A 25,248-nucleotide genomic window follows, 5' to 3' on the forward strand; every position below is an offset into this window, starting at 1 on the left:
CCTTTAAATATTCGATTTACTTTTGTGCAAATAATTAATAAACAAACTCATATGAAAAACATTGTACAAAAGGTTTTTGCTAAAATGAGCCCTAAATCGTTGATTTGGCTAGTTTTTGCATTGATTACTACGGCAAGTATGACTTCTTTCGGTCAATCACGTAGCTTAAAAGGAACGGTTACTTCCGTAGAGGAGAAATCAGGTGTTCCAGGTGTTACTATCCGTGTTAAGGGTAGTTCTAAAGGTACGTTAACGGATGCACAAGGTGCTTATTCTTTAACTGTATCAGGAAATGAAGTATTACAATTTTCCATGATTGGCTACACTTCTAAAGAAGTAGCGGTAGGAAATGTTTCTGAATTAAATGTTGTTCTAGCTCAAGACGAAAAGCAATTACAAGAAGTAGTTGTTACGGCTTTGGGTATTAAGAAAGACATCCGTAAAATCGGTGTGGCTATCCAAACAGTAGACGGAGCTAACACGATCAAAGCACGTGAGCCGAATGCAATCAATGCATTATCAGGTCGCGTAGCTGGTTTAACGATCGGTGCTCAACCAGAATTATTACGTAAGCCTAATATCTCGTTACGTGGTAGCTCTACCATCTTATATGTAGTAGATGGTGTGCCTATTAACTCAGATACTTGGAATATCTCACCAGATGATATCGAAACATACTCGGTATTAAAAGGAGCTTCGGCTTCTGCTCTTTATGGTTTCCGTGGAAAGAACGGTGCGATCTTAATCACGACAAGACGTGGTTCTGCTGATAAGCGTGGTTTCTCAGTAGAGGTGAACTCTTCTACTCAATTGCAATCAGGTTTCTACGCAATCCCAGAAGTACAAGACGAATATGGTCCTGGTGATCACGGTTCTTATGCTTTCGGTGATGGTAAAGGTGGTGGATTAAATGATGGTGACTACGATGGTGGTTGGGGTCCACGTTTTAACGGACAATTAATTCCACAATATGATTCTCCAGTTGATCCGATTACAGGTAAGCGTTCAAGCACTCCTTGGATTGCTCGTGGTAAAGACAACTTAAAGCGTTTCTTAGAAACAGGTATCTTATCTACTAATAACGTTTCAGTTGCTGCAACAGGTGAGAAATACAACTTGCGTTTCTCTACTTCTCATATCTACCAAAAAGGTATTGTTCCTAATACCCAATTGAATATGACGAACTTCAATATCACGGCTGATTACAAGTTCTCTAACAAATTAAAGTTTGAGTCGAACTTACAGTATAACCGTCAATACACTCCTAACATTCCAGATGTTAACTACGGTCCTAACTCGATCATTTATAACATTATCTATTGGGCAGGTGCTGACTGGAACGTGGATGATATGCGTAACTACTGGCAAAAAGGTAAGGAAGGTGTTCAACAAATCTATGCAGAATACCAACGTTACAACAACCCTTATTTCATGTCATACGAGTGGTTACGTTCTCACTACAAGACAGATATCGTAGGTCAAGCGTCATTACGTTACACGTTTAACGAAAACTTAAACTTATTAGCTCGTACACAAGTAACGACTTGGGACATGGTACGTACAGAGAAATTCCCTTACTCTGCAGGTACATACGGTCGTGATGAGCGTCGTGGTGATTACCGCGAGGATCGTCGTTCTTTATTTGAGAACAACACAGAAATCTTGTTAACTTTTGACAAAGATTTATTACCAGGCTTTAATACGAAGATTAACGCGGGTGCGTCTCAACGTGTATTCCAATACAAGTCAATGTTCGCTTCAACGAACTATTTGAACGTGCCAGGTTTATACAACTTCTCGAACTCGGCTCTTCCAGTTCAAGTGGGTAATTTTGGTTCTGACATGAATGTTCTTTCAGCCTACTACTCTGCGGACTTTTCTTACAAGAAATTCTTAACGGTATTTGCTACGGGTCGTTTGGATAAATTATCTACTTTACCAGCAGGTAAGAACTCATTCTTCTATCCATCATTCGGAGCAGTTTCAGTGGTATCTGATTATGTGAATTTACCAGAAGTAGTTTCCTTCTTGAAATTCCGTGGATCTTATGCAAACGTAAAAGATGGTTTAACTTCGTCTACAATTGATAACCGTGTAGGAACGTATTCTGGAGAAAACTATAACTCTCCTTACGATGGTCCATCTTACCAAAACAATACGGTTTACTCAACTGGTTTCTTCTACAATAACCAAACAGGTGCAACCTATGGAAACGAATTGAGCAATCCGAACTTGAATCCATCAGAGACTTCTCAGACGGAATTCGGAATGGACTTGCGTTTATTGAAAAACCGTATCGCGATCGATGCAGCTTATTTCATCTCGAATGATGGTCCTTCGATCTTCTCTTTACCTATCTCCTCTACTTCAGGTTATACCTCTGCTTTAGTGAACGGTATCAAGACTCAGAAGAAAGGTTATGAGATTTCAGTTACTGGAACACCGATTCAAACAGCTGACTTTAGCTGGGATGTATTAGCTAACTACTCCACTTTCGAGCAAACGTTAACTGAAATTTACCCAGGTATCACAAACCTAAATACGTTCTTAAAAGTAGGGGATCGTACGGATAAAATTTATGGTTCCGCTTTCGTTCGTACGCCAGCAGGACAAATCATTAACACATCAGGTGGTATTCCAGAAAGATTAACTGGAGCTCAATCGCAGTATTTAGGTAACGCAAATCCTGATTTTGTTTTCGGTTTCAATAACAAGTTTACGTACAAGAATGTAAGCTTAAGTATCTTATTTGATGGTCGTATCGGTGGTAAAATCATTAACTATACACAACAACAAGCGTACCGTGGTGGTCGTCATATCGGAACGACACAAGGTATTTTCGCTGCGGCTCGTCCACAAGACGCTCTAGGTGTGAAGGCTTTCGTAGGTCAAGGTGTAGTAGTTTCGAATGGCGTTGCGATCAAGTATGATGCAAATGGTAAAGTAACGAATTTCTCTGAATTACAATTCGCTCCTAACACCGTTAAGACGTATGTACAAGATTACGTAGGACGTTATTACAACACGAATGAAGGTAACTTAATGAGCCGTTCATTCGGAATGTTGAAAGAAGTAGTTTTAGGTGTTAAGCTTCCTACTAAGTGGTTTGGAAAAGCAGTTTCTGGCGCGAATGTTTCATTCGTAGGTCGTAACTTATTGTACTTCGCTGAAGCGAAAGATACTGATTTATCTCAGTACTTGACAGACGGAGCTACAGGTTCTCAAACTCCTTCAGTTAGAAGCTACGGAGTTAACTTAAACTTCACATTCTAATTTTTCATTTATATAAATGTTACAAACAATGAAAGTTAAAAATATCATCTTAGGTATGTTGAGCTTCTCTCTAATTGCATTAAGCAGTTGTGAGAAAACGTTCGACCAGTTAGAGAAAGACTCTAATCGCGCGGTACAGGTTCCTGCCTCATTAGTATTGCAGTCTGTAGAATTAAATGTAATGAATGATAACGGTCGCCCATTCTCTGCGGAGGCGCGTTACAATCAGTTTTATTGCTCTAATTATAATTATTACGCAAATAATGAATATAATTTAGGCCAAATGCCAAACCAGTTTACTACGTTGAAAAACGTAGTAAAGATGGAAGAGGAAGCGAAGAAGTTAGGTTTACCAGACGTGAATGGATATTCAGCTTTAGGTAAATTCTTCCGTGCGTATTTCTTCGATCAAATGTCGAAGCGTGTAGGTGATTTACCTATGACGGATGCGTTAAAAGGAATTGCGAATACAGCTCCTAAATACGATTCACAGAAAGTTATCTACATTCAAATCTTAAAGTGGTTAGACGACGCAAACGCGGATATGACTACGTTAATCGCAAAAGGTGAAACGGTTTCTGGAGATTTCTATTTCGGTGGAGATTTGAAGAAATGGCAAAAAGTAGTGAACGCTTACCGTTTACGTGTGTTGATCACTTTATCTAAGAAAGATGCAGATGCAGAAATAGGTGTTAAAGCGAAGTTTGCTGAAATGGTAACGAATGCTACGAAATACCCAATGATGGCGTCTAACGCTGAGTCGTTGCAATTTGTTTGGAATAACTTTAACAAGTATCCATCTAACCCGGATAACTTTGGTTTCGATGCAACGCGTCAAAACATGGCTTCTACGTATGTAGGTTTCTTATCTTCTACTCAAGATCCACGTGTGATGATTACTTGCGAGCCAGCTGGTTCAGATTTAAAAGCAGGTAAATTACCATCTGACTACACAGCTTACCGCGGTGCAGGTTCAGGTGATAATATTGATGACATGGCTAAGAATGCAGGTCTTACGAATGGTGCAGGTTTTGCTCCAGGGATCTATTCTTTCCAAAGTCGTTCACGTTACTACCAGAACTACACAGGAGAAAATACGTTCATTGTAGGATATCCTGAGTTATGCTTTAACATGGCTGAAGGTTACGCACGTGGTTGGGCTACAGGTTCTGCTGAAGATTGGTACAAAAAAGGGATCAAAGCATCTCACGCATTTTACGGTATTGTAGAAGGAGCGAATACATTAACGTATTCTAAAACAGGTACAAGAGATGCAGCTGACCAAACTAAATACACATTGAACTTTAATTTCGATACGTATTATGCACAATCAGCAGTAGCTTATGATGCGACTAATGCTATCCAGAAAATTGTTTCTCAGAAATACGCTGCCTTCTTCATGAACTCAGGTATGGAAGCATATTTCAACTGGAGAAGAACAGGTTTCCCAGCATTCTCTTCAGGAGTAGGTAACGGAAACTCAAATCGTATCGCTTTACGTTGGATCTATCCAACGACAGAGCGTACGGCTAACGCTACAAACTACACAGCGGCTATAACTAGCCAATACGCTGGAAAAGATGATATCAACGATATTATGTGGTTAAATAAATAATTAAGTTACTTGTTAATTCTAAAAGTGGCAGATTAATTTCTGCCACTTTTTTTAAGTTCTACTCAAAATGAAAAAATTACTCTCAATTATTCTCTTAGGAAGCCTTGTTTTTGCTTGTAAGCAAGAGGGCATTTTAGACGTTATCAGTGATCCTCAAATTTATCAATTCAAAGAAATTAGTTCGATTGCTTTAGGAGGCGTAGGGGCGTCTGAAATTTCGGCTTACGACCCTACCACTAAAAAATTATTTGTGGTGAATAATTCAAAGGTGAATAAAATCGATGTACTAGATTATTCTAATCCAGCGAGTCCTAAATTAATTAAAGAAATTGCTATCGCTCCTTACGGTGGTTTTGTTAATAGTGTGGCAGTTTCTAACGGAAAATTAGCCGCTGCCATCGAAGCTACGAATAAACAAGCTGAAGGTAAATGCGTGATTTTTAACACATCAGACTACGCTGAAATCAAACAAGTTACGGTAGGATCATTACCTGATATGGTGACCTTTTCGCCAGATGGAAATACGATCATGACCGCGAACGAAGGAGAACCTTCAGATGACTATACAGTAGATCCGGAGGGAACCATATCGATCATTACAGTAAGCGCAGGTTATGCCGTTAAAACAGTAAATTTTGCTGGATTTGAACCTAATGCAGCTGCTTTAAAGACGAAGGGTTTTCGGGTTTTTGGAAAAGGAGCTACGTTTGCAAAGGATGTGGAGCCAGAATATGTAACTATATCGGCAGATTCTAAAACGGCATGGGTTACACTTCAAGAAAACAATGCAATTGCAAAAGTGGACTTAACTTCACAAACGATTACGGATGTCTTTCCTTTAGGTTTCAAAGATTATAGCGATCCTAATAATTCGTTTGACTTTAGTGATAAAGACTCAAAAGTGCTTTTTGCAAACTACCCTAAAATTAAAGGTATTTATATGCCAGATGCTTTAGCGGTGTATGAGAAGGACGGCATTCCGTATTTATATACAGCTAATGAAGGTGATGCAAGAGAGTATGCTGCATTCTCTGAAATCAAACGTGTGAAAGACATAAAATTAGATATCACTAATTTTCCTACAGGGGATGCTTTAAAAGCGGAAGCACTATTAGGGCGTTTAAATATTACGACGACACTAGGGGATACGGATGCAGATGGAGATTTCGATGAATTATATTCCTTAGGTGGAAGATCGATGAGTGTTTGGAATGGATTAACGGGTAATCAAGTTTTTGACACTAAAAATGAAATAGATCACCGCTCTATCTTAGCTGGGATTTATGATGATGCTCGTTCAGATGATAAAGGTTCTGAGCCAGAAGGTATTGCTATCGGTAAAATTGGTTCTCGCATGTACGCCTTTGTAGGGTGCGAGCGTACAGATGCAGTGATGATTTATGACATCACAATTCCAAATTTACCCTTATGGAGAATGACGTTAAAAACGGGGGATGCTCCTGAAGGAATTATTTTTATCTCTGCTGATAAAAGTCCGAATGGATTGCCTTTGCTAGTTGTTTCTTCAGAAAATGACGGAGTAGTTAAATGCTTTTCACCTATCCAATAAGTTTAAAGTATTCTTCTAATAAATAGTCGATGATTCATTAAAACAAAAAAAAGGGGGGACATTGTCCCCCCTTTTTTTTATTACTTTATAACCTTTTATTTCTTTGCTCTCGGAGTGCGTGTTCTTGGCTTAGCTTTCGGCTTTGCAACAGCTGCAGGAGCCTTTTTAGTTATCGTTGGTGCTGCAGACTTTTCCTTAGCGATTAGAGTAGCTAATAATTTCGCTTTCGCTACTCTTTTACCTTCTTTCGCTTTTTTCTTAGCCTCTTTTTCTGATTTCTTTTTAGCTTCTTTTGCAGCCTTCTCCTTCGCTTTCGCTTTCTCTTTCTCTTGCTCTGCAATTAGTTTGCTATATTTTTTTACGATAGAAGAAACAGACTTCGTTGTTTCATTCAAAACCTTCTTCGCATTTTTTTCTGAAAGTCCTTTTAGTTTAGGCAAGATTGCTTGTGCAACTTGGTCGATTAGTTTTTTGTTATCTTCACTCATAATGGTTTTATTTAATGTGATGTTCAAAGCTATGTAAAGAAATTGTTAAATAAAATTTATGTATGTTAACATTTAGGTAACACAGAAAAATTTAACATTGGAATTAGCTAGGGGAACTGAATTTTAGTCCTACAATACCCACAATAATCAGGGTTAAGAAGAAGATTTCGAGACTGTTCGTAGGTGTTTTTAAAATAAACACATCGAATAGTTTAATAAAAACAAGTGAAACGGCTGTCCAACTTGCGATAGCTAAGGTTAATGGGATACTTTTTAGCGAGAGAGATAAAAAGAAAATATTGGCGCCACCTAGTCCTAGGTACATAAGCAAGTAACCTATTTCTTTTCCCACTGGGGCACTGAAGAAAGGATTTTCAGTAATGGCAAACTTAATGGAATTCAAACTTACTTTCTTAAGTGAGTAGGTCCAGGCCGCTTCGAATCCTGCTGCAATTAATAGAAATGCCCAGGCTTTAAACATAAGATGAATAGGTGTTAGTAAATCGACCGTCTGAATATAAATCGATAATGGCATAGCCAGGTTTAGTCTGTTGGTAATTACCGCCCCACCACGCTCCGCTCACGGCTCCATTGCAACAATAGGTTACTCCATTGTATTCAACGCGATCTAGTAAATGTATGTGACCAGATATGGCAAGTTTAACATTAGGATAATGGGTGAAAAGGTTTTTCAATTCGTTCGCATCTTCGTGCATCCATCGGCCTGGAACGTTCCATTGATTATTTTCGAAACGATTTCCGTCAAAGAAAATACAAGCCGCAAGAATGGGAATATGGGAAACAATCATCACGGGTTTGTGGCTAGGAATGGCTTTTAGTTCATTTTTTAGCCAGTCCATTTGAGCCTCGTCTATTTTTCCAGTGTACCATTTTCCTTCTAGATTAGGACTGATACTGTCTAAGCTGATGAGATGCCAGTCGCCCAGGTCTTTGGAGAAATACAAAGCAGATTCCTTGATCTCATCTAAGGCATATTTTTTCCCTTCAACAATACTTTCTGGGCTTTCATTTTTCACCCAAATATCATGATTACCCAATGACTGAATAATGGGTACAGAAAGTTCTTTTTCAATCACATTATTCCAGGTGCGCCACTGTTTTTCAGCAATCGCTCGTCCGCCTCTATGTGCATCCATAATTGCATCGCCACTGTTGATGATGAGGTCGGGTTTGTGAGGTAAAGATTGGATATGGTCCAAACATTTCGCAAAGCCTTTCGCCGCACCGATCAAGGGCATCATATGCACGTCAGTGATGTGAGCAATTCGAAATGGTTTTTCTGGAGAGGGGGTGGTATTTGCTCTTCCGATGTGGGGAAGAGTTAGGGTTCCTAGGGATAATCCCAGGGTTTGCAGAAGGGATCTTCTATTCATTTAATAGAACTAAATGTCTATACAAAACTACGGAAATCGCGATTTCGCTATGTTGATTAATGATGAAGATATTATTAACAAATCATAAAAAAAGGGAGCAATTAGAGCTCCCTTTTTGTGATTATCTAGCGTGACCAGCGGAATCTACGTTTGCCTAACATACCCGATAAACCTGTTCCTTGGTTTTCACTGAAGTTAGTCACGTAAACCGGCTGAGCAATTAAATCAGAAAGGTGTCCAGCCATTAAGTTTTGGGACTTAGCCACCCATTCCTGATATTGATTTTGTACAGAAACGTGGGACGGTAAATATTTTTTGAAAATACTCAGGTCAAAAGAAGTTGCGCCTATTCCTGCTCCGGACATTTCACCATCAAAGGCATTAATCATTTGTTCAATGTGATTAGGTACTGGGACCATCATGGCCGGCTTGCCTAAGTACATCGCCTCAGCTACCGATTCGAAACCTGCAGTAGAAATTAAGCCCGCACATTCGGTCATTTTGGCTAAATAATTCTCCGCATCGATCGGATGAAACGTTAATGAATCCGAGTAGTGATACGTCTCTTTGCGCGCTGGATTATCCCAAAAACAATCCAATTTCACATCTGGATTCGCATTTGACCAATCCATAATATCTTCTGATAAACGAAAGTGCGTTAAATAAGCTAACCAACGCTCGCCTGCTTTCGGGACAATACTTTTTACTTGTTGACGCAAAAGCGGTGGTACCACTTCAATCTTCGCGTCATTATCGATCGGACGGAAAGATAATCCCAATAATTTCTTAGAACCGATCGACGTAATCATCGTATTCATATTTAAGAGAATTCGGTCGATTTTCTTCTCCGCGATGCTCTCGAAATTCTTATTTAATAATAGATATTGATGTCCCACGGACATCGTTGGGATTTTAGACCCTGATTTCAACTTATATAAACCAGTAATGGATTCGTAGAAATTGACGATTCCGTCTGGCTTCAACTCTTCAATGAAATCTTCTAATTGTGTCGCACTATTCCAAAAGGTTTTGAAATTAGTAACCGCCTGCATTGCCGTTTTAGCTAGCTGTACGGATTTGCCATTACCAAAAATTATCGATGGGCTATTGTATTGTAACAGGGGAGTGTCGCCTATGAAATCTAGAAAAAACGAAGGAATCTTTCTGCCTTGGAATGAACCCACGGCATAACCAACAACCTCGTGACCAGCTTCTTGTGCGATCTGCGTAAATGAAATCGCTTGAGTCAAATGCCCACGACCTTCTCCTTGTACGGTAAATACGAATTTTCCCATCTTATTCTGCTATTACTTTTTCAGCGACTGCCTCGCCTAAAATCTCGTTTAATTCTGCTTTCAAATTGTAGTTCGGGAATTCGATGATTTGCCATTCCCCTTTGTGTGTTTCCACTAGGGCTGTTAAAGATTCAACCCAGTCGCCAGAATTCATATAAGCAACGCCGCCAATCATTTTGATTTCGGCCTTGTGAATGTGGCCACAGATGATACCATCTGCACCTTTGGCCTTCGCTAATTCCGCTAATTTCTCCTCGAAATCCGAGATGAAATTCACCGCCGCCTTCACTTTTTGCTTAATAACCTGCGATAAAGAATAGTAGGGTTTTCCTTGCCACGTACGGTATTGATTATACCACTTATTTAACCACAATAAGAACGTGTAGCCGATATCTCCTAAATAGGCTAGCCACTTCATTTGACTCGTAATACTATCGAAAATATCGCCGTGTGTGATGAAATATTTCTTACCAAAACTCTTCAACATATAGTCCTGGCGGATCGAAAACTGCTTTCCAATTTTCAATGGAAGTACTTGCTCCAAGAAATCATCGTGATTACCGCGCAAATAGATCACTTCCGTATCCCATTTGTCCATCATCTTTAACACACTACGGAAAAATGCCGTGTGCTTCTTCTTCCAGCTGCCGCCTTTTTTTAGCTGCCAGCCGTCGATGATGTCTCCGTTTAAGATGAGTTGGTGGCACGAATGTGCACGTAAAAATTCGTTTACCTCTGCTGCTTTAGCTCCCTTGCTACCTAAATGCAAGTCTGAAATAACGATAGTTTTGTAGGTGGGTAGTGAAAGACGGCCCATGTTTACCTATTTGGTTTATCAAAAATAGGCCATCACTTTAAACTCCTGATTAAGCGAATGTTACGCTAAAGTTAAATCTACCAAACCATAGGAACCTCGATCAACAAGACCTTCGTTTCTGCTGATAAAGACTTCAACTCGATTGAATCAGTTTGCGAAATACCTATCGCATCTCTTTTGCTCAGTTTTTCACCTGCGACCTCGATGCCTCCTTCGATCACGAACACAAAGGCTCCTTGCTGTGCCCCGTGAAGTGCATAGCTCAGACTTTCTTCAGTCGCTAATTCCGTGATATTAAAATAGGTATCCTGATTGACTTGCAGCGAATCGATGTCCGTCCCCAGCGGCGAAACCACCGTCTTCCATTGCCCCTTAAAGTCCTCCGTATTATAGGTTCGCTGATCGTAGCGCGGTGTGATATTTTTCAGCTTGGGCATGACCCAGATTTGGAATAGTTCCAAAGCCTCTGTTTGACTCGCATTAAACTCCGAATGATAAATCCCAGACCCAGTAGACATAATCTGCACATCACCCGCATTAATAATCCCATTCGTCCCCATCGAATCCTCATGCGCCACCGCACCCTTCATAGGAATGGTCACGATTTCCATATTATCATGTGGATGTTTACCAAAACCCATCCCAGCCGCAATGCAATCGTCATTCAGCACGCGCAACGCACCAAAATGAATTCTTGCCGGATTATGATAGCCAGCAAAACTAAAACTAAAGGCGGTCTTTAACCAGCCGTGATCGGCTGTTCCGCGGGAGGAGGCAGGGTGGAGTTCGGTTTTCATAAGGGTAGTCGCCTTCGGCTTAGTCGCTGCTTTCGCAGCTTAGTCGTCACTACGTGACTTAGTCCGAAGTCCGGAGGGGTTTAGTCCGTAGTCCGAAGGTTTTTAGTCCGGAGGGTTAAAATTTATACAAATATCATTTCTTTATTTTCGTCCAACAAAAAAGTCGGAACAATTGTTCCGACTCCTTTATTATTAAATGCCCCTGCGGACTATTTCCCTCCGGACTTGTTCCCTCCGGACTTCGGACTCTTTCCCTTCGGACTAGCGACTAAAGATACTGATTCGCATTCGTCGCGTTCAAGTCTTCGAAAGCTGTTTTTAAACGAGCTACCAAAGTTTCTTCGCCCTTACGCAACCAAACACGTGGGTCATAGTATTTCTTGTTCGGAGAATCGTCACCTGTTGGGTTGCCGATTTGGCCTTGTAAATACGCCTCGTTTGCTTTGTAGAATCCTAAGATTCCTTCCCAGAAAGCCCATTGCGTATCTGTATCGATGTTCATTTTGATCGCTCCATAAGATAATGCCTCACGAATTTCCGCGCGAGATGAACCAGAACCACCGTGGAATACGAAGTTGATTGGTTTCTCAGGAGTCAAATTATATTTGGCCTTAATAAACTCTTGTGAATTCTTTAAAATTACCGGCTGTAACTTCACGTTACCTGGCTTGTAAACTCCGTGTACGTTTCCGAATGCCGCAGCAATCGTGAAACGGTGAGAGATTTTAGACAATACTTCATAAGCATAGGCCACCTCTTCCGGTTGTGTATATAATTTAGATGAATCAACGTCAGAATTATCTACGCCATCTTCTTCACCACCTGTTACTCCTAATTCGATTTCTAAGGTCATGCCCATTTTAGACATACGCTCTAAGTATCTAGCGCAGATTTCTAAGTTTTCCTCCAAAGGCTCCTCCGACAAATCAATCATATGAGAAGAGAACAAAGGTTGTCCCGTCTCAGCGAAGAATTTCTCGCCAGCATCTAATAAACCGTCAATCCAAGGCAATAATTTTTTCGCGCAATGGTCAGTGTGCAATACGACTTGAACACCGTAAGCTTTCGCCATTTGGTGAACATGGTAAGCGCCAGAGATCGAACCAGCGATTGCCGCTGCTTGATTCTCGTTTGAAAGCGTCTTTCCAGCGTAGAAAATACCACCACCGTTTGAGAATTGGATGATTACGGGAGAATTCACCGCTTTGGCTGCTTCTAATACCGCGTTCACTGTATCAGTACCTGTTACGTTAACCGCTGGTAATGCGAATTGATTTTTTTTAGCGATTTCAAATAACTCTTGAACCGCATCTCCGTGCAACACTCCTTTTTGATTGGATAAACTTGACATAGTACTTTTTTTTCTTTGGAAATAAATAAAAACTGCCGGATTTTCAGCAAGTAAAGCCCAAAAGTACAAACAATTATTCGTTTTTCGAGGGCAGATATGAGAAAAATACAATTTTCGCTAGTCGCTAGTCCGGAGGGAAAGAGTCCGAAGGGAATGAGTCCGAAGGGAAAGAGTCCGAAGGGATCATTCACCATTCACCATTTACCATTCACCATCTCTACTCTCTTATCTCTACTCTTCTTTATGCTCTCCAATTACTATGCAACATTTTATAATCATTTAACATTTACCATTCACCATTTACCATTAATTTAACGTCATGAAAAAAATCCTCTTCCTTCTACTTTCTTTTTCTGCGTTCAGCCAGAGCGATTCGATCGTTCGTGGACCTTACCTGCAATCGATGACTACAGAATCGGTTATTGTTCAGTGGCGCACAGTGACGCCTACGGCGAGTCGCATCCGTTTCGGAGAAAATGCGCTAAATCAAGTAGCGCTGGATACGAACAAGGTGATCGACCACGTGCTGAAGCTAGGCGGACTTAAAACGAATAAAACCTACAGCTATTCCATTTCGGAGGGGAAAGGTGGTAGATTCCATACGAAACCAAAGGCGGGAGATCCTAACTCAGTGCGCATTTGGGCTTTAGGGGACTTTGGATATGATACACCTAATCAAAAAGCAGTCGCCGCATCTGTTAAAAATTTCATGGCTACAAAGTCGATCGATGCCTGGATTTGGTTAGGGGATAATGCCTATAATACGGGGAAAGAGGAAGAGTACCAAAAATACGTTTTCGATGTCTATGGCAAAGATTTTTTCCCTTATCTAGCGCTTTATCCTTCCCCCGGAAATCACGATTATGCCGGGAAGCACGATCCCACGAAGCCGCCCTATTTCACTATTTTTTCGCTTCCATCTGAAGGGCAGTCGGGCGGCGTTCCGTCCCATTCTGAATCCTATTATTCGGTGGATTATGGCTCTTTGCATCTTATTTCGTTAGACACGGAATTGCGGGATACTGCTGGAAATCAAGTGATGGATGGGAAAGGTGATCAGTATGATTGGTTGGCCAAAGACTTAGCAGCTAATCGCCTCCCTTTCACCATCGTCTATTTTCATAAGCCTCCTTATTCGAAGGGATCACATGATTCAGATACCGAATCTGATATGAAAAATATGCGCGAAAAGGTGAATCCGCTTTATGAGAAATTTAAGGTAGATATCGTATTAGCAGGCCACAGTCATGTGTATGAAAGAACAGCCCCTTTGCGCGGACATTTTGGAATAAATGATACGTTTGATGCTTCTAAGCAGGTAGTCGCCACGGAAAAATCACCTAATCACTACTTAGTGGGCAAAAACGGGCAAGGCGTTATTTATATCGTGAATGGTTCAGGTGGAAAATTAGGTGGACGTCAAAAAGGTTTCCCACTAAAATCCGCGGTTTACACAAACACGGAAATAGGGGGATCGATGATTTTAGATGTGTCGAAATCAAAATTGGACGCAAAATGGCTGGCTGCCGATGGGCAGATCCGAGATCAGTTTATCATCGAAAAGTAATAATATCAAATTGTAAAATCTTTAGTTTTCGGGACAAGTTACTCAGGTCTTTACTGTAATTTTCCATCAAATAAACAAACATGAAATCAACACGCCTATTGCTTCTATTATTGAGTATTTCTATCGCAGGATGGGCTCAATCGGATTTAAAATCACAATTAACAGCGAAGCGAGTTACGCTTCCGAATGGCTGGAAATTATCTCCTCATGGTTCTTCTATCGCTTTAGGAGATTTACCCTTAAATGTGGTAGTTTCACCTGATCAGCGCTATCTGTTGGTCACGAATAATGGCCAAAGCGTACAAAGCTTACAGTTAATCGACGCTGCCACAAGCAAGCTTTTGGATTCCCAGGAATTACCTAAGTCATGGTATGGTTTAAAAGTCGCGGCAGATAATAAAACGGTTTTTGTTTCGGGAGGAAATGATAATTGCATTTTGGTATTTGAAATTACCGCTGGTAAGCTGGTGCAGAAAGATAAAATTCTGTTAACAGAAGAAAAAAAGGCAGTCATTTCTCCAGCGGGTATCGAATATGATGATGCATCAGGCTTATTATATGTTGTAACGAAGGAAAACAATTCTCTCTATGTGGTCGATGCCAAATCAAAAAAAATCTTGTCTGTTCACGCACTACCAGCGGAGGCGTTTACTTGTTTATTAGATAAGAAGAAGGAGTTGCTGTATATCTCGGTTTGGGGAGCACGTCAGATTCTCCCGTTTGAAATAAAAACCAACACTTTTGCAAAGCCCATCGCCGTGGGGGATCACCCGAATGAGTTGTTGTTAACAAAAAATGGTCAAACATTATTCGTAGCTAACGGCAATGACAATTCCGTTTCAGTAGTAGATACGCGTACGGGAAAAGAGATTGAAGTTTTAAATGCAGCTTTAGTACCTAATGCATTGGAAGGTAGTTCGACGAACGGTTTGGCCTTATCAGCAGATGAAGAAAGATTGTACATAGCGAATGCGGACAATAACTGTTTAGCGGTGTTTGAAGTAGAAAACCCAGGTCAATCGAAGTCCTTAGGTTTCATCCCGGTCGGCTGGTATCCGACAGCTTTGAAAGTAGTCAAAGGCAAATTATATGTGGCGAATGGAAAAGGATTCTCTTCTTTCGCTAATTCAGATGGCCCTAATCCCATTGAGAAGAAGCAATCGGTAACCTATCAAAAATCAGATAACAAAGTACGTTCGGGTTACATCGGTGGTTTAATGAAAGGGACGATGTCGGTTTTCAAAGAACCTAGCACGCAAGAATTAGCGATACTTTCTGAGGCTGTTTATAAAAACACGCCGTATACGAAGGAGGGCGAAATGAATGCAGCAGGGGAGAAAGGCAATCCGATTCCGATGAAAGTGGGCGATGCGTCTCCTATTAAATATGTGTACTACATATTAAAAGAGAATCGTACCTACGATCAAGTTTTGTCTGATGTGGCTGGTGGAAATGGGGATACGACGCTTTTATTGTTTGGCGAAAAATATACACCTAATCAGCACAAACTGGTGAAGGATTTTGTCTTGTTGGATAATTTTTATGTAGATGGCGAAGTGAGTTCGGATGGTCATAACTGGTCCACTTCTGCACATGCGACGGATTATTTAGAGAAAACCTGGCCTACCTCGTATGGTGGACGTGGTGGAAATTATGATGGAGAGGGTAGTCGTGCCATTGCGAATCCGAAGAATGGATTTATTTGGGATTACGCTAAAAGAGCAAGGATTTCCTACCGTACCTATGGAGAATTTGCTACCGATTTTAAACCAAATATTCCAGCCATTGCTGATCATTTTTGTCCAGACTATTCTTCGTTTAATCAAGATGTGATGGACACCACGCGTTTTCACGCTTGGAAGAGAGACTTTGATCGTTTGTTAGCAAAAAATGAGGTGCCTCGCTTTAATTCGATGCAATTTCCAAATGACCATACAGAAGGTCAACGCTTAGGCAAGAAGACGCCTTTCGCGTATGTAGCGGACAATGATTATGCGATTGGATTGTTTATCGAGCATTTGTCGAAATCACCTATTTGGAAAGAAACAGCTGTATTTATTGTAGAAGATGATGCCCAAAACGGTCCAGACCACGTAGACGCTCACCGTACCACCGCTTATGTAGCGGGTGGATTTGTGAAGCGCGGATTCGTAGATCACACGCCTTATTCTACTTCGTCGATGTTACGTACGATCGAATTAATCTTAGGCTTGCCTCCAATGAGTCAATATGATGCCGCGGCCACGCCGATGTTCCGTAGCTTCTCAGCGACGCCTAATTTGACTCCATTTATTCACGAATTGCCTCGCACGAATTTATTTGAGCTAAACGTGAAAAACACACCAAGTGCCCAAAAAAGTGCTAAATTTGATTTCAAAAAAGAGGATTCGATTCCTGATTTAGAATTTAGCGAGGTGATTTGGAAAGCCGTGAAAGGGGAGGATTCGGTAATGCCAGCACCTAGAAGAGCAGCGATTTTAGCTACAACCGATATCGATTAAGAATGAATTTACTTATAGTAGGAGTTTTAGGTGTCCGAATGGCTTTAACCAGCCTTTCGGACACTTTAGTTAATGTAGTGATCAGTGTGAGTAGACAACCCGTTGCTAGTCAACGTTTGGCAATTCCGGTGTATGCCGCAAAAGTGAAAAGCAATCAATTGATGAATACGCCTGAACTGCTTTCGAGTGTTCCAGGCGTTTTTTTGCAACGCACAAACCAGGGCGGAGGCTCCGCTTTTGTCCGAGGATTGACAGGAAATCAAACCCTATTAGTCTTAGATGGAATCCGCTTTAATAATTCCACCTTTCGCTACGGACCTAATCAATATTTGAATACGATCGACCCTTTTTCATTGGATCAAATAGAGGTAGTTCGAGGTTCAGGCTCGGTTCAGTATGGATCGGACGCCTTGACTGGAGCAATACATTTGATTTCGAAAAAACCGTCGTTTGGGGCAAAATCTTGGTCAGGGCAATTATTAGGCAGAGGAATTAGTCAAGGTATGGAGCTAAGTGGATTAGCCAGAGTGAACTTTCAGTCTGAGCGCAACTCCTTTTCCATTTTAGCGGGCAAGAAATCGTTTGGAGATATTAGCCGTGGAGGCGATGGTTCGTTACAACGTCCCACCGGATATGAGGAGCAAAATTTGCAGCTACAATACCGCGCAAAATTAGGCGAACATTGGACGCTAGAAAACTTAATTCAACAAAATGTACAGGACCATGTGCCTGTGTACCATAAAATTCAATTAGAAAATTTTGCCTTAAACGAAATGACGATGCAGTCCTATCGCCGGACCTATTCTCGACTTTCGTATCAAGGAAATAAAAACTGGTTGCAATCCGCTGAATTGACGGCTTCTTTCCAGGAAAGCATCGAGCAAAGGGCCCTACAGAAAAAGGGAAGTGCGACTTTACGTAAGGAAGAGGATCAAGTCAGAACGCTAGGAATTATAGGTCAAATCAAAAGTGAGTTTATTCCCGGTGTTCACAGCATGACCGGAGTAGAATATTATGCAGATGCGGTCAGAAGTAGTCGAATAGATTTAGCCGCAGCGAAAACAACCTCCTTGCGCGCTTTGTATCCCGATAACTCGCAATACACGACCGTATCCGCTTTTAGTTTACACGAATACGCCTACCGCGCGTGGCAAGTACATGCTGGATTGCGCTACCAACAGACTTCGGCGCTTTTGCCTGACACGACCGTGGGAAATTCCACGATTTCTTTAGGGGCACTCGTGTATGACGGGGGTGTTTCTTTTGCGCTTAGTCCTTCATTCACGGTTTTCGGGTCGGTTTCGTCGGGTTTTCGTGCGCCTAATTTAGATGATTTGGGCAGTTTAGGAATTGTTGATTTCCGTTATGAACAACCAGCTTATCAGTTAAAACCGGAATATTCTTTGACGAAAAATTTTGGATTTCGTATCCAAAACCGCCGTTACAGAGCAGAGTGGTCGGCTTTCCATACTTCTTTGACGAATTTAATTACGCGGATTAAAACGACGGAAATCATTCAAGGATATCCGGTATATCGAAAAGAAAACGTGGATCAGGCTTACCTGTATGGTTTTGAGTGGTCGCAAACGCTGGCACTAGGTGGACGCTTTAAACTAGGGAATTCGATTTCCTATGTTTTGGGCCAAAACCAAACACAAAACGAACCCATGCGCCGCATTCCTCCTTTCAATGGAAATCTGTCACTGAATTACCAGGTAGAAAAGGGAAATATCGCGTTACTTTGGATTTTTGCGGATTGCCAAGACCGCCTGAGTGCCGGAGACAAAGCGGATAACCGCATGAATCCGGGTGGAACCGCTGGCTGGGGAATTCTTCAGCTGCAAGCGAATTATAAAATAACACCCCACATTCAACTAGGAATGCAGGGTGTGAATTTAGGGGATGTCCCTTATCGAATGCATGGTTCCGGAATCGACGGAATGGGCCGCAGCCTTCATTTGCAACTCGGGTATACTTGGTAATTAATGATTCTTACGCTGATCTGCCTCATTATCCATCTCCACTGTTTTCTTGATTTTACGCCAATCGATGGTGCGATTATAACGAATCATCGTCTTGTCCGCATCGAAAATACGTTTGTCCGGAAAGCTAAACTGGTAGGGCTTAAAGTTAGGCGTATCGGTAAAGAAGTCATCTAACACGCTCGCTGTTTGATCGTAATGATTCACAGCAGGAACCCCTAAAAGCGTATAAATTACGCGCAAGATCGAACCAAAATTTGCGTGGCGATGAGATACATAATCGCGTTTCACATAAGGTCCGGCCATCATCAAAACACTGCGGTGTGCATCGATGTGATCTACGCCGCCTTGCGGATCATCTTCGGTAACGATTACTAGCATGTTTTTCCAGTAAGGCGTGTGCGATAAGAATTGCAATATGCGACCTAAAGCTAAATCGTTATCAGCCATAAAAGACGAACGATAGGGGAATCCAGCCGTAGAATCTAAATCTCCACCGTGGTCGTTTGGAAGCTGAATCGTCACTAAAGACGGCATTTTTTCTTTTCCGCTCAACCACTTTTCTGTGAATTCGGTCTCGAATTGATGCACGCGGAATTGATCCGGTATGCTCATATTAAAACCCGCATAATTATGGCTCGTATGAGGATACAAGGCTTTTTGCATGGGAACCATCACGATATGCCCAGCTCCCGTTAAGGTATCAGACCAAGATTCACGCACGTGAGCCGTTTCGTTCGCTTCACCAAAATTATAGAAAGGAATATTTTTCCGTTCTAATGCCTCCCAAATTCCCCCAATCTCCGCATAATCTTCCGGATCCATACTCCCAGTAGAACCTGGAAAACGGCGACCTGGCGCCTCAGAGAAGTATTTGGCAGACTTAGAAACGCTTGAATTCGTCTCTACCCACTCGTTCGGAATCACACCCATCATCCAGTGGTGGCCATGAATCGAGGCGTCTGAATCGCAATAGAAGTTATCGCTCATCGAAAATGCTTTCGCAATCTGGTGGTGATTAGGAGAAACGTCCACGTTTCTAAACGTTTTGCCTTTTTCGTAAACCGTTCTGTTTAGACCATATTTGGCGATCGTTGAATCGCCTAATGCTCCCTTAAACTGCCCAAAAATCTCGTCAAACGTTCTATTTTCCTTCGTAATGTAGACGATGTGTTTGATAGGGGATTGTCCCGGCTTCGAAAGCGAGAAGGTGTTATTTCCTCTCTTCGCCGCATCCTTGATCACGAACGTATTGTTTTTTACCGTCTGCGTATAATTGGCTAATTCTGCTGAAGAAGGCAAAGTAATAACTTGGAAAGTCCCTAATTGCACATCGCCTATGTAGGTCCCTTGTTTCGGCGCTTTATATCCAGCACCGCCATTAGGCCCAGCACCAAAACCCCGACATGAAGTCACATACAAGGTCTTTTCATCCGCCGCTAATTTCACGCGGGTAGGACCCCAACCCGTCGGTATAAATCCTGTTGTTTTCTTCGACGGCACATCGATCACCGCTACTGCATTTAAACCTAGAAGTGTGACATATAATGTTTTTTCATCCTTGCTTAAGGTCAACCCAAACGGTAAATATCCCCGACGCTTATCTAATAAGGAAGAAAATTGAATCGGGATATGGCTTTTAATTTGTTTGGTCTTGTAATCAATCACCGCGATATTATCATTCGTCGCATTGCTGACATATACATACTGCGATCCTACGGCGATGGAATTCGGACTAGATCCACCTACGACTTCCATCTCCTCTACCATTTCACCTAACTGAAAACCAGGCTTGTAGACTTTGACCGTTTTATTTGTGTTTAGATCGATTTGAAAGACACTCATCGCCTCATCAGCGCGCGGATCACCTAAACCTGGAATTTTCTTTCCCGCCACCACGGTGCCCTCCCGCGACTCCTTCGTATCATTTCCATACGGATGGTGCGGAATATATTGCGATTGAATGTTCTCCGGCGTTGTCCCCTCCACGATCGGATAGGCATACATTCCCACGTTCGCCACGAAAGCAAACTGATGATCAGGACTTAGGGTTATGCCAAAAGGCAGGCGCCCAGTTCCCGTACTCGACTTCAATTCTCCCGTACTTAAATCAATTCGCACCATTCGGTAGTTGCCCTGATCTAAGACGAACAATTCATTTTTTTCAGCCAAGAGCGCCATATCGGACGCAAAACTATCCTCAAACGTCTTTTCCCCTATCTTCCCATCTAACGAAATCGTTCTGATTACCTTTCCTGTTAGTATATCCACCTGAAGTACATTTCCGGCATCGCCACCGCTGAGGTAAAAGCTTTGGCTATCTGATGCAAAAACAATTCCTAGAAAAGAACTCTTTCCATACGGAGAAATTTTATCAGAAGTCCCAAAATCCGGGAAACGCTTCGCCGTATTCGTTCCTAAATCCACCCGCGTAAACGCCGCATTATGCACCGTAATTCCCCATTTCTTATCTGGACTAATCGAAAGGCCAAAGGGATCATCCGTAATACGTATTGTTTTTCCTGCCGGAGTCACATAGCGACCGCTTGGAAGAACGGAATGTCCATTGGTATCAATCTTAGCAAATTCATTCAAACCCGGAACCTCCAGTAGTTGTTGCGCCTGTAAGGTGAATGCAAAGGATAAAGCCGCGAATAAGGATAGTATTTTTTTCATATAAGTAATTGTTTCCACGAAGGTAGAAAAGGCACAGGGAATGTATATTATGAGAGTGTCAAATTTAAGTCGCGACTGCGGCGCTTAGTCATCGCTGCGCGATTTGGTCACGACTGCGTCGTTTAGTCATCGCTGCGCGATTTGGTCACGACTGCGTCGTTTAGTCGTCACTGCGTGACTTAGTCGACTTCGTCTTAGTCCGAAGTCCGGAGGATCATTTATCATTCACCATTTATCATTTAGGAATCATTCACCATTTACCATTCACCATTTACCATCCCTTCGGACTCATTCCCTCCGGACTATTTGCTTGATATATAATTTTTTTTAATAGTACTCTTGTTTGTAATATATTTCTTCTTACCTTTGCACTCCCGTTCGACAAACGCAGTTTTTTATTCAGAGAGAGGTTGGCAGAACTTCCCGAATTTATTTAAAACACATAAAATGCATGTCAAACAGGTCTTAAATCGAGGAAAGCTTGATTTTTGTGTTAGAACTGGTATTGATTGATGACCGTTGAATGCCCAGCCCATCGATTAAATATTAAGCTACACAAGGTGTTTTTTCACTGTTTTACACAGTGGGTTCATCTTGTCGCCTTATACCAATTCTGCTTATTTATTGTTTAGGTTCCTATATCACTCTCGTTTGAGAGATGATTTTGAATAAAAGTCTTACAACAAGCCACGTTAGCCTTGTAAGCATATTTATATTTTAAATATTAACATATTATGTCAGGAATTATTGGTAAAAAAGTCGGAATGACTAGCCTATACATGGAAGACGGTAAAGCCGTTCCTTGTACGCTAATTGAAGCCGGTCCTTGTGTGGTTACACAAGTGAAAACTGTAGAGAAAGAAGGCTATAACGCTATCCAAATCGGCTACGGTGAGAAAAAAGAAAAGCACACAACAAAATCTTTGTTGGGTCACTTCAAGAAAGCAAATACAACTCCCAAGAAAAAATTGGTAGAATTTCGCACGTTTGAGCAACCACTAGCATTAGGGGATGTTTTAACGGTAGAAATGTTAGAATTAGACACTTACGTTGACGTAGTGGGTACTTCTAAAGGTAAAGGTTTCCAGGGTGTTGTTAAGCGTCACGGATTTTCTGGTGTGGGTGGTCAAACTCACGGTCAGCATAACCGTGGTCGTCACCCAGGTTCAATTGGAGCGTGTTCATTCCCAGGTCGTGTATTCAAAGGTTTACGCATGGCGGGTCGTACAGGTGGTAATCGTGTAAAGGTTCAAAACTTACAAGTTTTGAGAATCTATCCGGAGAAAAACTTGTTAGTAGTTTCTGGATCAGTACCAGGAGCTAAGAACTCATACGTAATCATTGAAAATTAGAAATTGGGCCTAGCCTAAACAATAGACATTCTGAAACATGGAATTATCAGTATATAACATAGCAGGAAAAGATACCGGAAAGAAGATTACTCTTTCGGATGAAATCTTTGGTATCGTTCCTAACGAGCATGTGGTTTACTTAGATGTGAAGCAATATTTAGCTAACCAACGTCAAGGAACGCACAAATCGAAAGAGCGTGCAGAAGTTTCTCGCTCGACTCGTAAGATTAAGAAACAAAAAGGTACGGGTGGTGCGCGTGCAGGTTCAGCTAAATCTCCTTTAATGAAAGGTGGTGGACGTATTTTTGGACCACGCCCACGTGATTACCACTTCAAATTGAACAAGAAAGTGAAAGTATTGGCTCGCCAATCAGCTTTAGCTGCGAAAGCACAGAGTGGAGATATCGCAATCTTGGATTCAGTTTCATTCGCAACGCCACAAACAAAAGCTTATTTAGCTATGTTGAAAGCGCTTCAATTAGATAATACAAGAACATTGTTGATTATGCAAGATGTAGACAAAAATGTAGTCTTATCTGGTCGTAATGTTCCTAAAACTAAGGTAACAACCGCAGGCGATGTGAACACATACGATTTAGTGAACGCAGGTAAGTTGTTAATCACGACTGCAGCGATTGAAAAAATTGAGTCATCATTCAGTAACTAATTGACAGAAGATTTTCTGTTATAAACGAAAATAAAAATGGGCATTATTAAACGTCCGGCCTTGACTGAAAAGTCGCAAGCCATGCAAGAGAAAGGCCAATACACGTTTGTGGTTGAATTGACAGCAAACAAAATCGAAATTGCCAAAGAGGTGAAGAAGATGTACGGTGTTGATGTTCAAGATGTGAGAACAATGCGTCAAATTGGAAAAGTAAAATCCAAGAGTACACGTACTAAAGTCACTTCTGGACGTACTTCTACGATCAAGAAAGCAATTGTAACAGTAGCTCCAGGTGAAGTAATTGACTTCTACCAAGGAATCTAATTAAAATAACTAAGGGGGTTCATCCCGATAAATTGAACTAATTAAATGGCAGCAATTAAAAAAATTAAACCAACAACTCCAGGACAACGTCACCGCATCGCGCCGACGTTCGAGGAGATTACTACGGACAAACCGTACAAGCCTTTACTAGAACCGATCAAAAGAACGGGTGGTAGAAACGCGGATGGTCGTCGCTCAATGCGTTACATTGGTGGTGGTCATAAGCGTCGTTACCGTGTGATTGATTTCGCTCGTTTGAAATTTGACGTTCCAGCAACGGTATTAACAGTAGAGTATGATCCTAACCGTACTTCCCGTATTGCTCTTATTGAGTATTCGGACGGTCAGAAAACATATATTTTGGCACCTGCTGGTATCCAAGTGGGCCAAACAGTTATCTCAGGAGAGAAAGTATCTCCAGAGGTGGGTAATGCATTGCCTTTGGCAAACATCCCATTAGGTACATTAGTGCACGCAATCGAATTACAACCTGGTAAAGGAGCTGAAATGGCTCGTTCTGCTGGTACGTATGCTCAATTGTTAGCACGTGATGGAAAATATGCAACCTTAAAATTACCTTCAGGTGAGATGCGTATGGTATTAGCTCGTTGTCTTGCGACAATCGGAACGGTATCTAACTCGGATCACATGAACGTGAACTTAGGTAAAGCAGGACGTCACCGTTGGTTAGGTCGTCGTCCACGTGTTCGTGGTGTTGTAATGAACCCAGTCGATCACCCGATGGGTGGTGGTGAGGGTCGCTCTTCAGGAGGTCACCCACGTTCTCGTAACGGTTTATTGGCTAAGGGTAAGAAAACTCGTAATCCAAAGAAAAACACAAATCGTCTTATCATCAGTAGAAGAAAAAAATAGTTAGATGGCACGTTCACTAAAAAAAGGTCCTTACATTGATTACCGCCTTGATAACAAGGTTCAGGCTATGAATGAATCCGGAAAGAAATCCGTGATTAAAACATGGTCTAGACGTTCAATGATCTCTCCAGATTTCGTAGGTCACACATTCGCAGTTCATAACGGGAATAAATTCATTCCAGTTTTTGCAACGGAGAATATGGTAGGTCACAAATTAGGTGAGTTCTCTCCTACACGTAACTTCCGTGGTCACGTGGCGAAAAAAGACAAAGGTAAAAGGTAAATAGATAGACTCTCGGGTCTTAATCAATATTGAAAATGGAAGCAATTGCTAAATTAAGAAATGTCCCTACGTCGCCGCAGAAAATGCGTATTGTCGCAGACATGGTACGTGGACAGAAAGTATCCAAAGCATTGGGTATCTTAAAATTTGAGCCCAAAGTTGGTGCTGCATCGATAGAGAAATTATTACTCTCTGCGGTTTCTAACTGGCAAAACAAGCATGTCGATGCTAAAATCGAGGAAGCGGACTTGTTTATCAAGATGATCTTCGTTGATGGAGGTGCTTCGATTAAGCGTTTACGTCCTGCTCCGCAAGGAAGAGGTCACCGCATCTTGAAGCGTTCGAATCACATTACCATAGTAGTGGCATCTTCTGAGGCACCTATTTTGGCAGAAACTACAGCAGAATAAAAGACTATTAGAT

At 41.5% G+C, this 25,248-nt stretch carries 21 protein-coding genes; 13 read left to right on the plus strand and 8 right to left on the minus strand.

Going from position 1 to position 25,248, the window contains the following annotated elements:
- The first annotated feature begins 51 nt into the window (after positions 1 to 51).
- The 3 genes from ACST14_RS10110 to ACST14_RS10120 all read left to right on the plus strand — a co-directional run bounded on the left by ACST14_RS10110 (position 52) and on the right by ACST14_RS10120 (position 6,458).
- Positions 52 to 3,273 (plus strand): SusC/RagA family TonB-linked outer membrane protein, encoded by a 3,222-nt coding sequence (locus ACST14_RS10110; RefSeq protein WP_459463197.1) that lies wholly within the window; start codon positions 52 to 54, stop codon positions 3,271 to 3,273.
- A gap of 28 nt (positions 3,274 to 3,301) precedes the next feature.
- Positions 3,302 to 4,888 (plus strand): SusD/RagB family nutrient-binding outer membrane lipoprotein, encoded by a 1,587-nt coding sequence (locus ACST14_RS10115; RefSeq protein ID WP_459463199.1) that lies wholly within the window; start codon positions 3,302 to 3,304, stop codon positions 4,886 to 4,888.
- A 67-nt stretch (positions 4,889 to 4,955) separates the two neighbouring features.
- A complete protein-coding gene (locus ACST14_RS10120) occupies positions 4,956 to 6,458 on the plus strand; it encodes a choice-of-anchor I family protein (RefSeq protein WP_459463201.1) in 1,503 nt (500 codons plus the stop codon).
- A gap of 95 nt (positions 6,459 to 6,553) precedes the next feature.
- Here the strand turns inward: ACST14_RS10120 and ACST14_RS10125 are convergent, their stop codons facing one another.
- The 7 genes from ACST14_RS10125 to fbaA form a co-directional block, all read right to left on the minus strand.
- On the minus strand, positions 6,554 to 6,946 hold the full coding sequence (locus ACST14_RS10125; protein ID WP_459463203.1) for a hypothetical protein: 393 nt from the start codon (positions 6,944 to 6,946) through the stop codon (positions 6,554 to 6,556).
- A 103-nt stretch (positions 6,947 to 7,049) separates the two neighbouring features.
- Positions 7,050 to 7,427, minus strand: a complete 378-nt coding sequence (locus tag ACST14_RS10130) for a DMT family transporter (protein WP_459463205.1) — start codon at positions 7,425 to 7,427, stop codon at positions 7,050 to 7,052.
- Positions 7,420 to 8,340, minus strand: coding sequence for a metallophosphoesterase family protein (locus ACST14_RS10135; RefSeq protein WP_459463207.1), 921 nt, complete (start codon positions 8,338 to 8,340; stop codon positions 7,420 to 7,422). Before ACST14_RS10135 ends, ACST14_RS10130 begins: the two co-directional genes overlap by 8 nt.
- Positions 8,341 to 8,465: 125 nt before the next feature.
- Positions 8,466 to 9,635: a glycosyltransferase family protein gene (locus ACST14_RS10140; RefSeq protein WP_459463209.1), complete on the minus strand. Its 1,170-nt coding sequence runs from the start codon at positions 9,633 to 9,635 to the stop codon at positions 8,466 to 8,468.
- A 1-nt stretch (position 9,636) separates the two neighbouring features.
- Positions 9,637 to 10,452: a UDP-2,3-diacylglucosamine diphosphatase gene (locus ACST14_RS10145; protein ID WP_459463211.1), complete on the minus strand. Its 816-nt coding sequence runs from the start codon at positions 10,450 to 10,452 to the stop codon at positions 9,637 to 9,639.
- Between the two features lie 77 nt (positions 10,453 to 10,529).
- On the minus strand, positions 10,530 to 11,249 hold the full coding sequence (locus ACST14_RS10150; RefSeq protein WP_459463213.1) for a pirin family protein: 720 nt from the start codon (positions 11,247 to 11,249) through the stop codon (positions 10,530 to 10,532).
- Positions 11,250 to 11,517: 268 nt separating this feature from the next.
- Entirely contained in the window at positions 11,518 to 12,600 is a 1,083-nt protein-coding gene (gene fbaA / locus ACST14_RS10155; RefSeq protein ID WP_459463215.1) for a class II fructose-bisphosphate aldolase, read from the minus strand.
- A 96-nt stretch (positions 12,601 to 12,696) separates the two neighbouring features.
- Here fbaA and ACST14_RS10160 point away from each other — a divergent pair, with 96 nt between their 5' ends.
- The 4 genes from ACST14_RS10160 (at position 12,697) to ACST14_RS10175 (ending at position 18,650) form a co-directional block, all read left to right on the plus strand.
- A complete protein-coding gene (locus ACST14_RS10160; RefSeq protein WP_459463217.1) occupies positions 12,697 to 12,915 on the plus strand; it encodes a hypothetical protein in 219 nt (72 codons plus the stop codon).
- 4 nt (positions 12,916 to 12,919) lie between these two features.
- Entirely contained in the window at positions 12,920 to 14,167 is a 1,248-nt protein-coding gene (locus tag ACST14_RS10165) for a metallophosphoesterase (protein WP_459463219.1), read from the plus strand.
- Positions 14,168 to 14,247: 80 nt separating this feature from the next.
- A complete protein-coding gene (locus ACST14_RS10170) occupies positions 14,248 to 16,668 on the plus strand; it encodes a bifunctional YncE family protein/alkaline phosphatase family protein (RefSeq protein ID WP_459463221.1) in 2,421 nt (806 codons plus the stop codon).
- A gap of 2 nt (positions 16,669 to 16,670) precedes the next feature.
- Positions 16,671 to 18,650 (plus strand): TonB-dependent receptor plug domain-containing protein, encoded by a 1,980-nt coding sequence (locus ACST14_RS10175; RefSeq protein WP_459463223.1) that lies wholly within the window; start codon positions 16,671 to 16,673, stop codon positions 18,648 to 18,650.
- Here ACST14_RS10175 and ACST14_RS10180 read toward each other — a convergent pair whose 3' ends face one another.
- On the minus strand, positions 18,651 to 21,326 hold the full coding sequence (locus tag ACST14_RS10180; protein ID WP_459463225.1) for a bifunctional YncE family protein/alkaline phosphatase family protein: 2,676 nt from the start codon (positions 21,324 to 21,326) through the stop codon (positions 18,651 to 18,653). It abuts the gene before it with no gap.
- A 734-nt stretch (positions 21,327 to 22,060) separates the two neighbouring features.
- On the opposite strand from ACST14_RS10180, the gene rplC reads away from it, so the two are divergent.
- Genes rplC through rplV form a run of 6 tightly spaced genes read left to right on the plus strand, consistent with a single transcriptional unit; the run spans position 22,061 to position 25,235 of the window.
- Complete coding sequence (rplC, locus tag ACST14_RS10185) at positions 22,061 to 22,678, plus strand: 50S ribosomal protein L3 (protein ID WP_459463227.1); 618 nt, start codon at positions 22,061 to 22,063, stop codon at positions 22,676 to 22,678.
- Between the two features lie 37 nt (positions 22,679 to 22,715).
- Complete coding sequence (gene rplD, locus ACST14_RS10190; protein ID WP_459463229.1) at positions 22,716 to 23,345, plus strand: 50S ribosomal protein L4; 630 nt, start codon at positions 22,716 to 22,718, stop codon at positions 23,343 to 23,345.
- A gap of 36 nt (positions 23,346 to 23,381) precedes the next feature.
- Complete coding sequence (rplW, locus tag ACST14_RS10195) at positions 23,382 to 23,669, plus strand: 50S ribosomal protein L23 (RefSeq protein WP_223131599.1); 288 nt, start codon at positions 23,382 to 23,384, stop codon at positions 23,667 to 23,669.
- Between the two features lie 45 nt (positions 23,670 to 23,714).
- Complete coding sequence (gene rplB, locus ACST14_RS10200) at positions 23,715 to 24,542, plus strand: 50S ribosomal protein L2 (RefSeq protein ID WP_459463231.1); 828 nt, start codon at positions 23,715 to 23,717, stop codon at positions 24,540 to 24,542.
- Between the two features lie 4 nt (positions 24,543 to 24,546).
- On the plus strand, positions 24,547 to 24,825 hold the full coding sequence (gene rpsS / locus ACST14_RS10205) for a 30S ribosomal protein S19 (protein WP_130895442.1): 279 nt from the start codon (positions 24,547 to 24,549) through the stop codon (positions 24,823 to 24,825).
- Positions 24,826 to 24,860: 35 nt separating this feature from the next.
- Positions 24,861 to 25,235, plus strand: coding sequence for a 50S ribosomal protein L22 (gene rplV / locus ACST14_RS10210; protein ID WP_459463233.1), 375 nt, complete (start codon positions 24,861 to 24,863; stop codon positions 25,233 to 25,235).
- Positions 25,236 to 25,248: the final 13 nt, after the last annotated feature.

Source organism: Aquirufa sp. A-Brett2-15D (genome assembly GCF_054558735.1).

Excerpts from the sequence above, each read along its gene's own strand:
- ACST14_RS10110 (WP_459463197.1), top strand. The coding sequence starts at position 52 with ATGAAAAACATTGTACAAAAGGTTTTTGCTAAAATGAGCCCTAAATCG.
- ACST14_RS10115 (WP_459463199.1), top strand. The coding sequence starts at position 3,302 with ATGAAAGTTAAAAATATCATCTTAGGTATGTTGAGCTTCTCTCTAATT.
- ACST14_RS10120 (WP_459463201.1), top strand. The coding sequence starts at position 4,956 with ATGAAAAAATTACTCTCAATTATTCTCTTAGGAAGCCTTGTTTTTGCT.
- ACST14_RS10125 (WP_459463203.1), bottom strand. The coding sequence starts at position 6,946 with ATGAGTGAAGATAACAAAAAACTAATCGACCAAGTTGCACAAGCAATC.
- ACST14_RS10130 (WP_459463205.1), bottom strand. The coding sequence starts at position 7,427 with ATGTTTAAAGCCTGGGCATTTCTATTAATTGCAGCAGGATTCGAAGCG.
- ACST14_RS10135 (WP_459463207.1), bottom strand. The coding sequence starts at position 8,340 with ATGAATAGAAGATCCCTTCTGCAAACCCTGGGATTATCCCTAGGAACC.
- ACST14_RS10140 (WP_459463209.1), bottom strand. The coding sequence starts at position 9,635 with ATGGGAAAATTCGTATTTACCGTACAAGGAGAAGGTCGTGGGCATTTG.
- ACST14_RS10145 (WP_459463211.1), bottom strand. The coding sequence starts at position 10,452 with ATGGGCCGTCTTTCACTACCCACCTACAAAACTATCGTTATTTCAGAC.
- ACST14_RS10150 (WP_459463213.1), bottom strand. The coding sequence starts at position 11,249 with ATGAAAACCGAACTCCACCCTGCCTCCTCCCGCGGAACAGCCGATCAC.
- fbaA (WP_459463215.1), bottom strand. The coding sequence starts at position 12,600 with ATGTCAAGTTTATCCAATCAAAAAGGAGTGTTGCACGGAGATGCGGTT.
- ACST14_RS10160 (WP_459463217.1), top strand. The coding sequence starts at position 12,697 with ATGAGAAAAATACAATTTTCGCTAGTCGCTAGTCCGGAGGGAAAGAGT.
- ACST14_RS10165 (WP_459463219.1), top strand. The coding sequence starts at position 12,920 with ATGAAAAAAATCCTCTTCCTTCTACTTTCTTTTTCTGCGTTCAGCCAG.
- ACST14_RS10170 (WP_459463221.1), top strand. The coding sequence starts at position 14,248 with ATGAAATCAACACGCCTATTGCTTCTATTATTGAGTATTTCTATCGCA.
- ACST14_RS10175 (WP_459463223.1), top strand. The coding sequence starts at position 16,671 with ATGAATTTACTTATAGTAGGAGTTTTAGGTGTCCGAATGGCTTTAACC.
- ACST14_RS10180 (WP_459463225.1), bottom strand. The coding sequence starts at position 21,326 with ATGAAAAAAATACTATCCTTATTCGCGGCTTTATCCTTTGCATTCACC.
- rplC (WP_459463227.1), top strand. The coding sequence starts at position 22,061 with ATGTCAGGAATTATTGGTAAAAAAGTCGGAATGACTAGCCTATACATG.
- rplD (WP_459463229.1), top strand. The coding sequence starts at position 22,716 with ATGGAATTATCAGTATATAACATAGCAGGAAAAGATACCGGAAAGAAG.
- rplW (WP_223131599.1), top strand. The coding sequence starts at position 23,382 with ATGGGCATTATTAAACGTCCGGCCTTGACTGAAAAGTCGCAAGCCATG.
- rplB (WP_459463231.1), top strand. The coding sequence starts at position 23,715 with ATGGCAGCAATTAAAAAAATTAAACCAACAACTCCAGGACAACGTCAC.
- rpsS (WP_130895442.1), top strand. The coding sequence starts at position 24,547 with ATGGCACGTTCACTAAAAAAAGGTCCTTACATTGATTACCGCCTTGAT.
- rplV (WP_459463233.1), top strand. The coding sequence starts at position 24,861 with ATGGAAGCAATTGCTAAATTAAGAAATGTCCCTACGTCGCCGCAGAAA.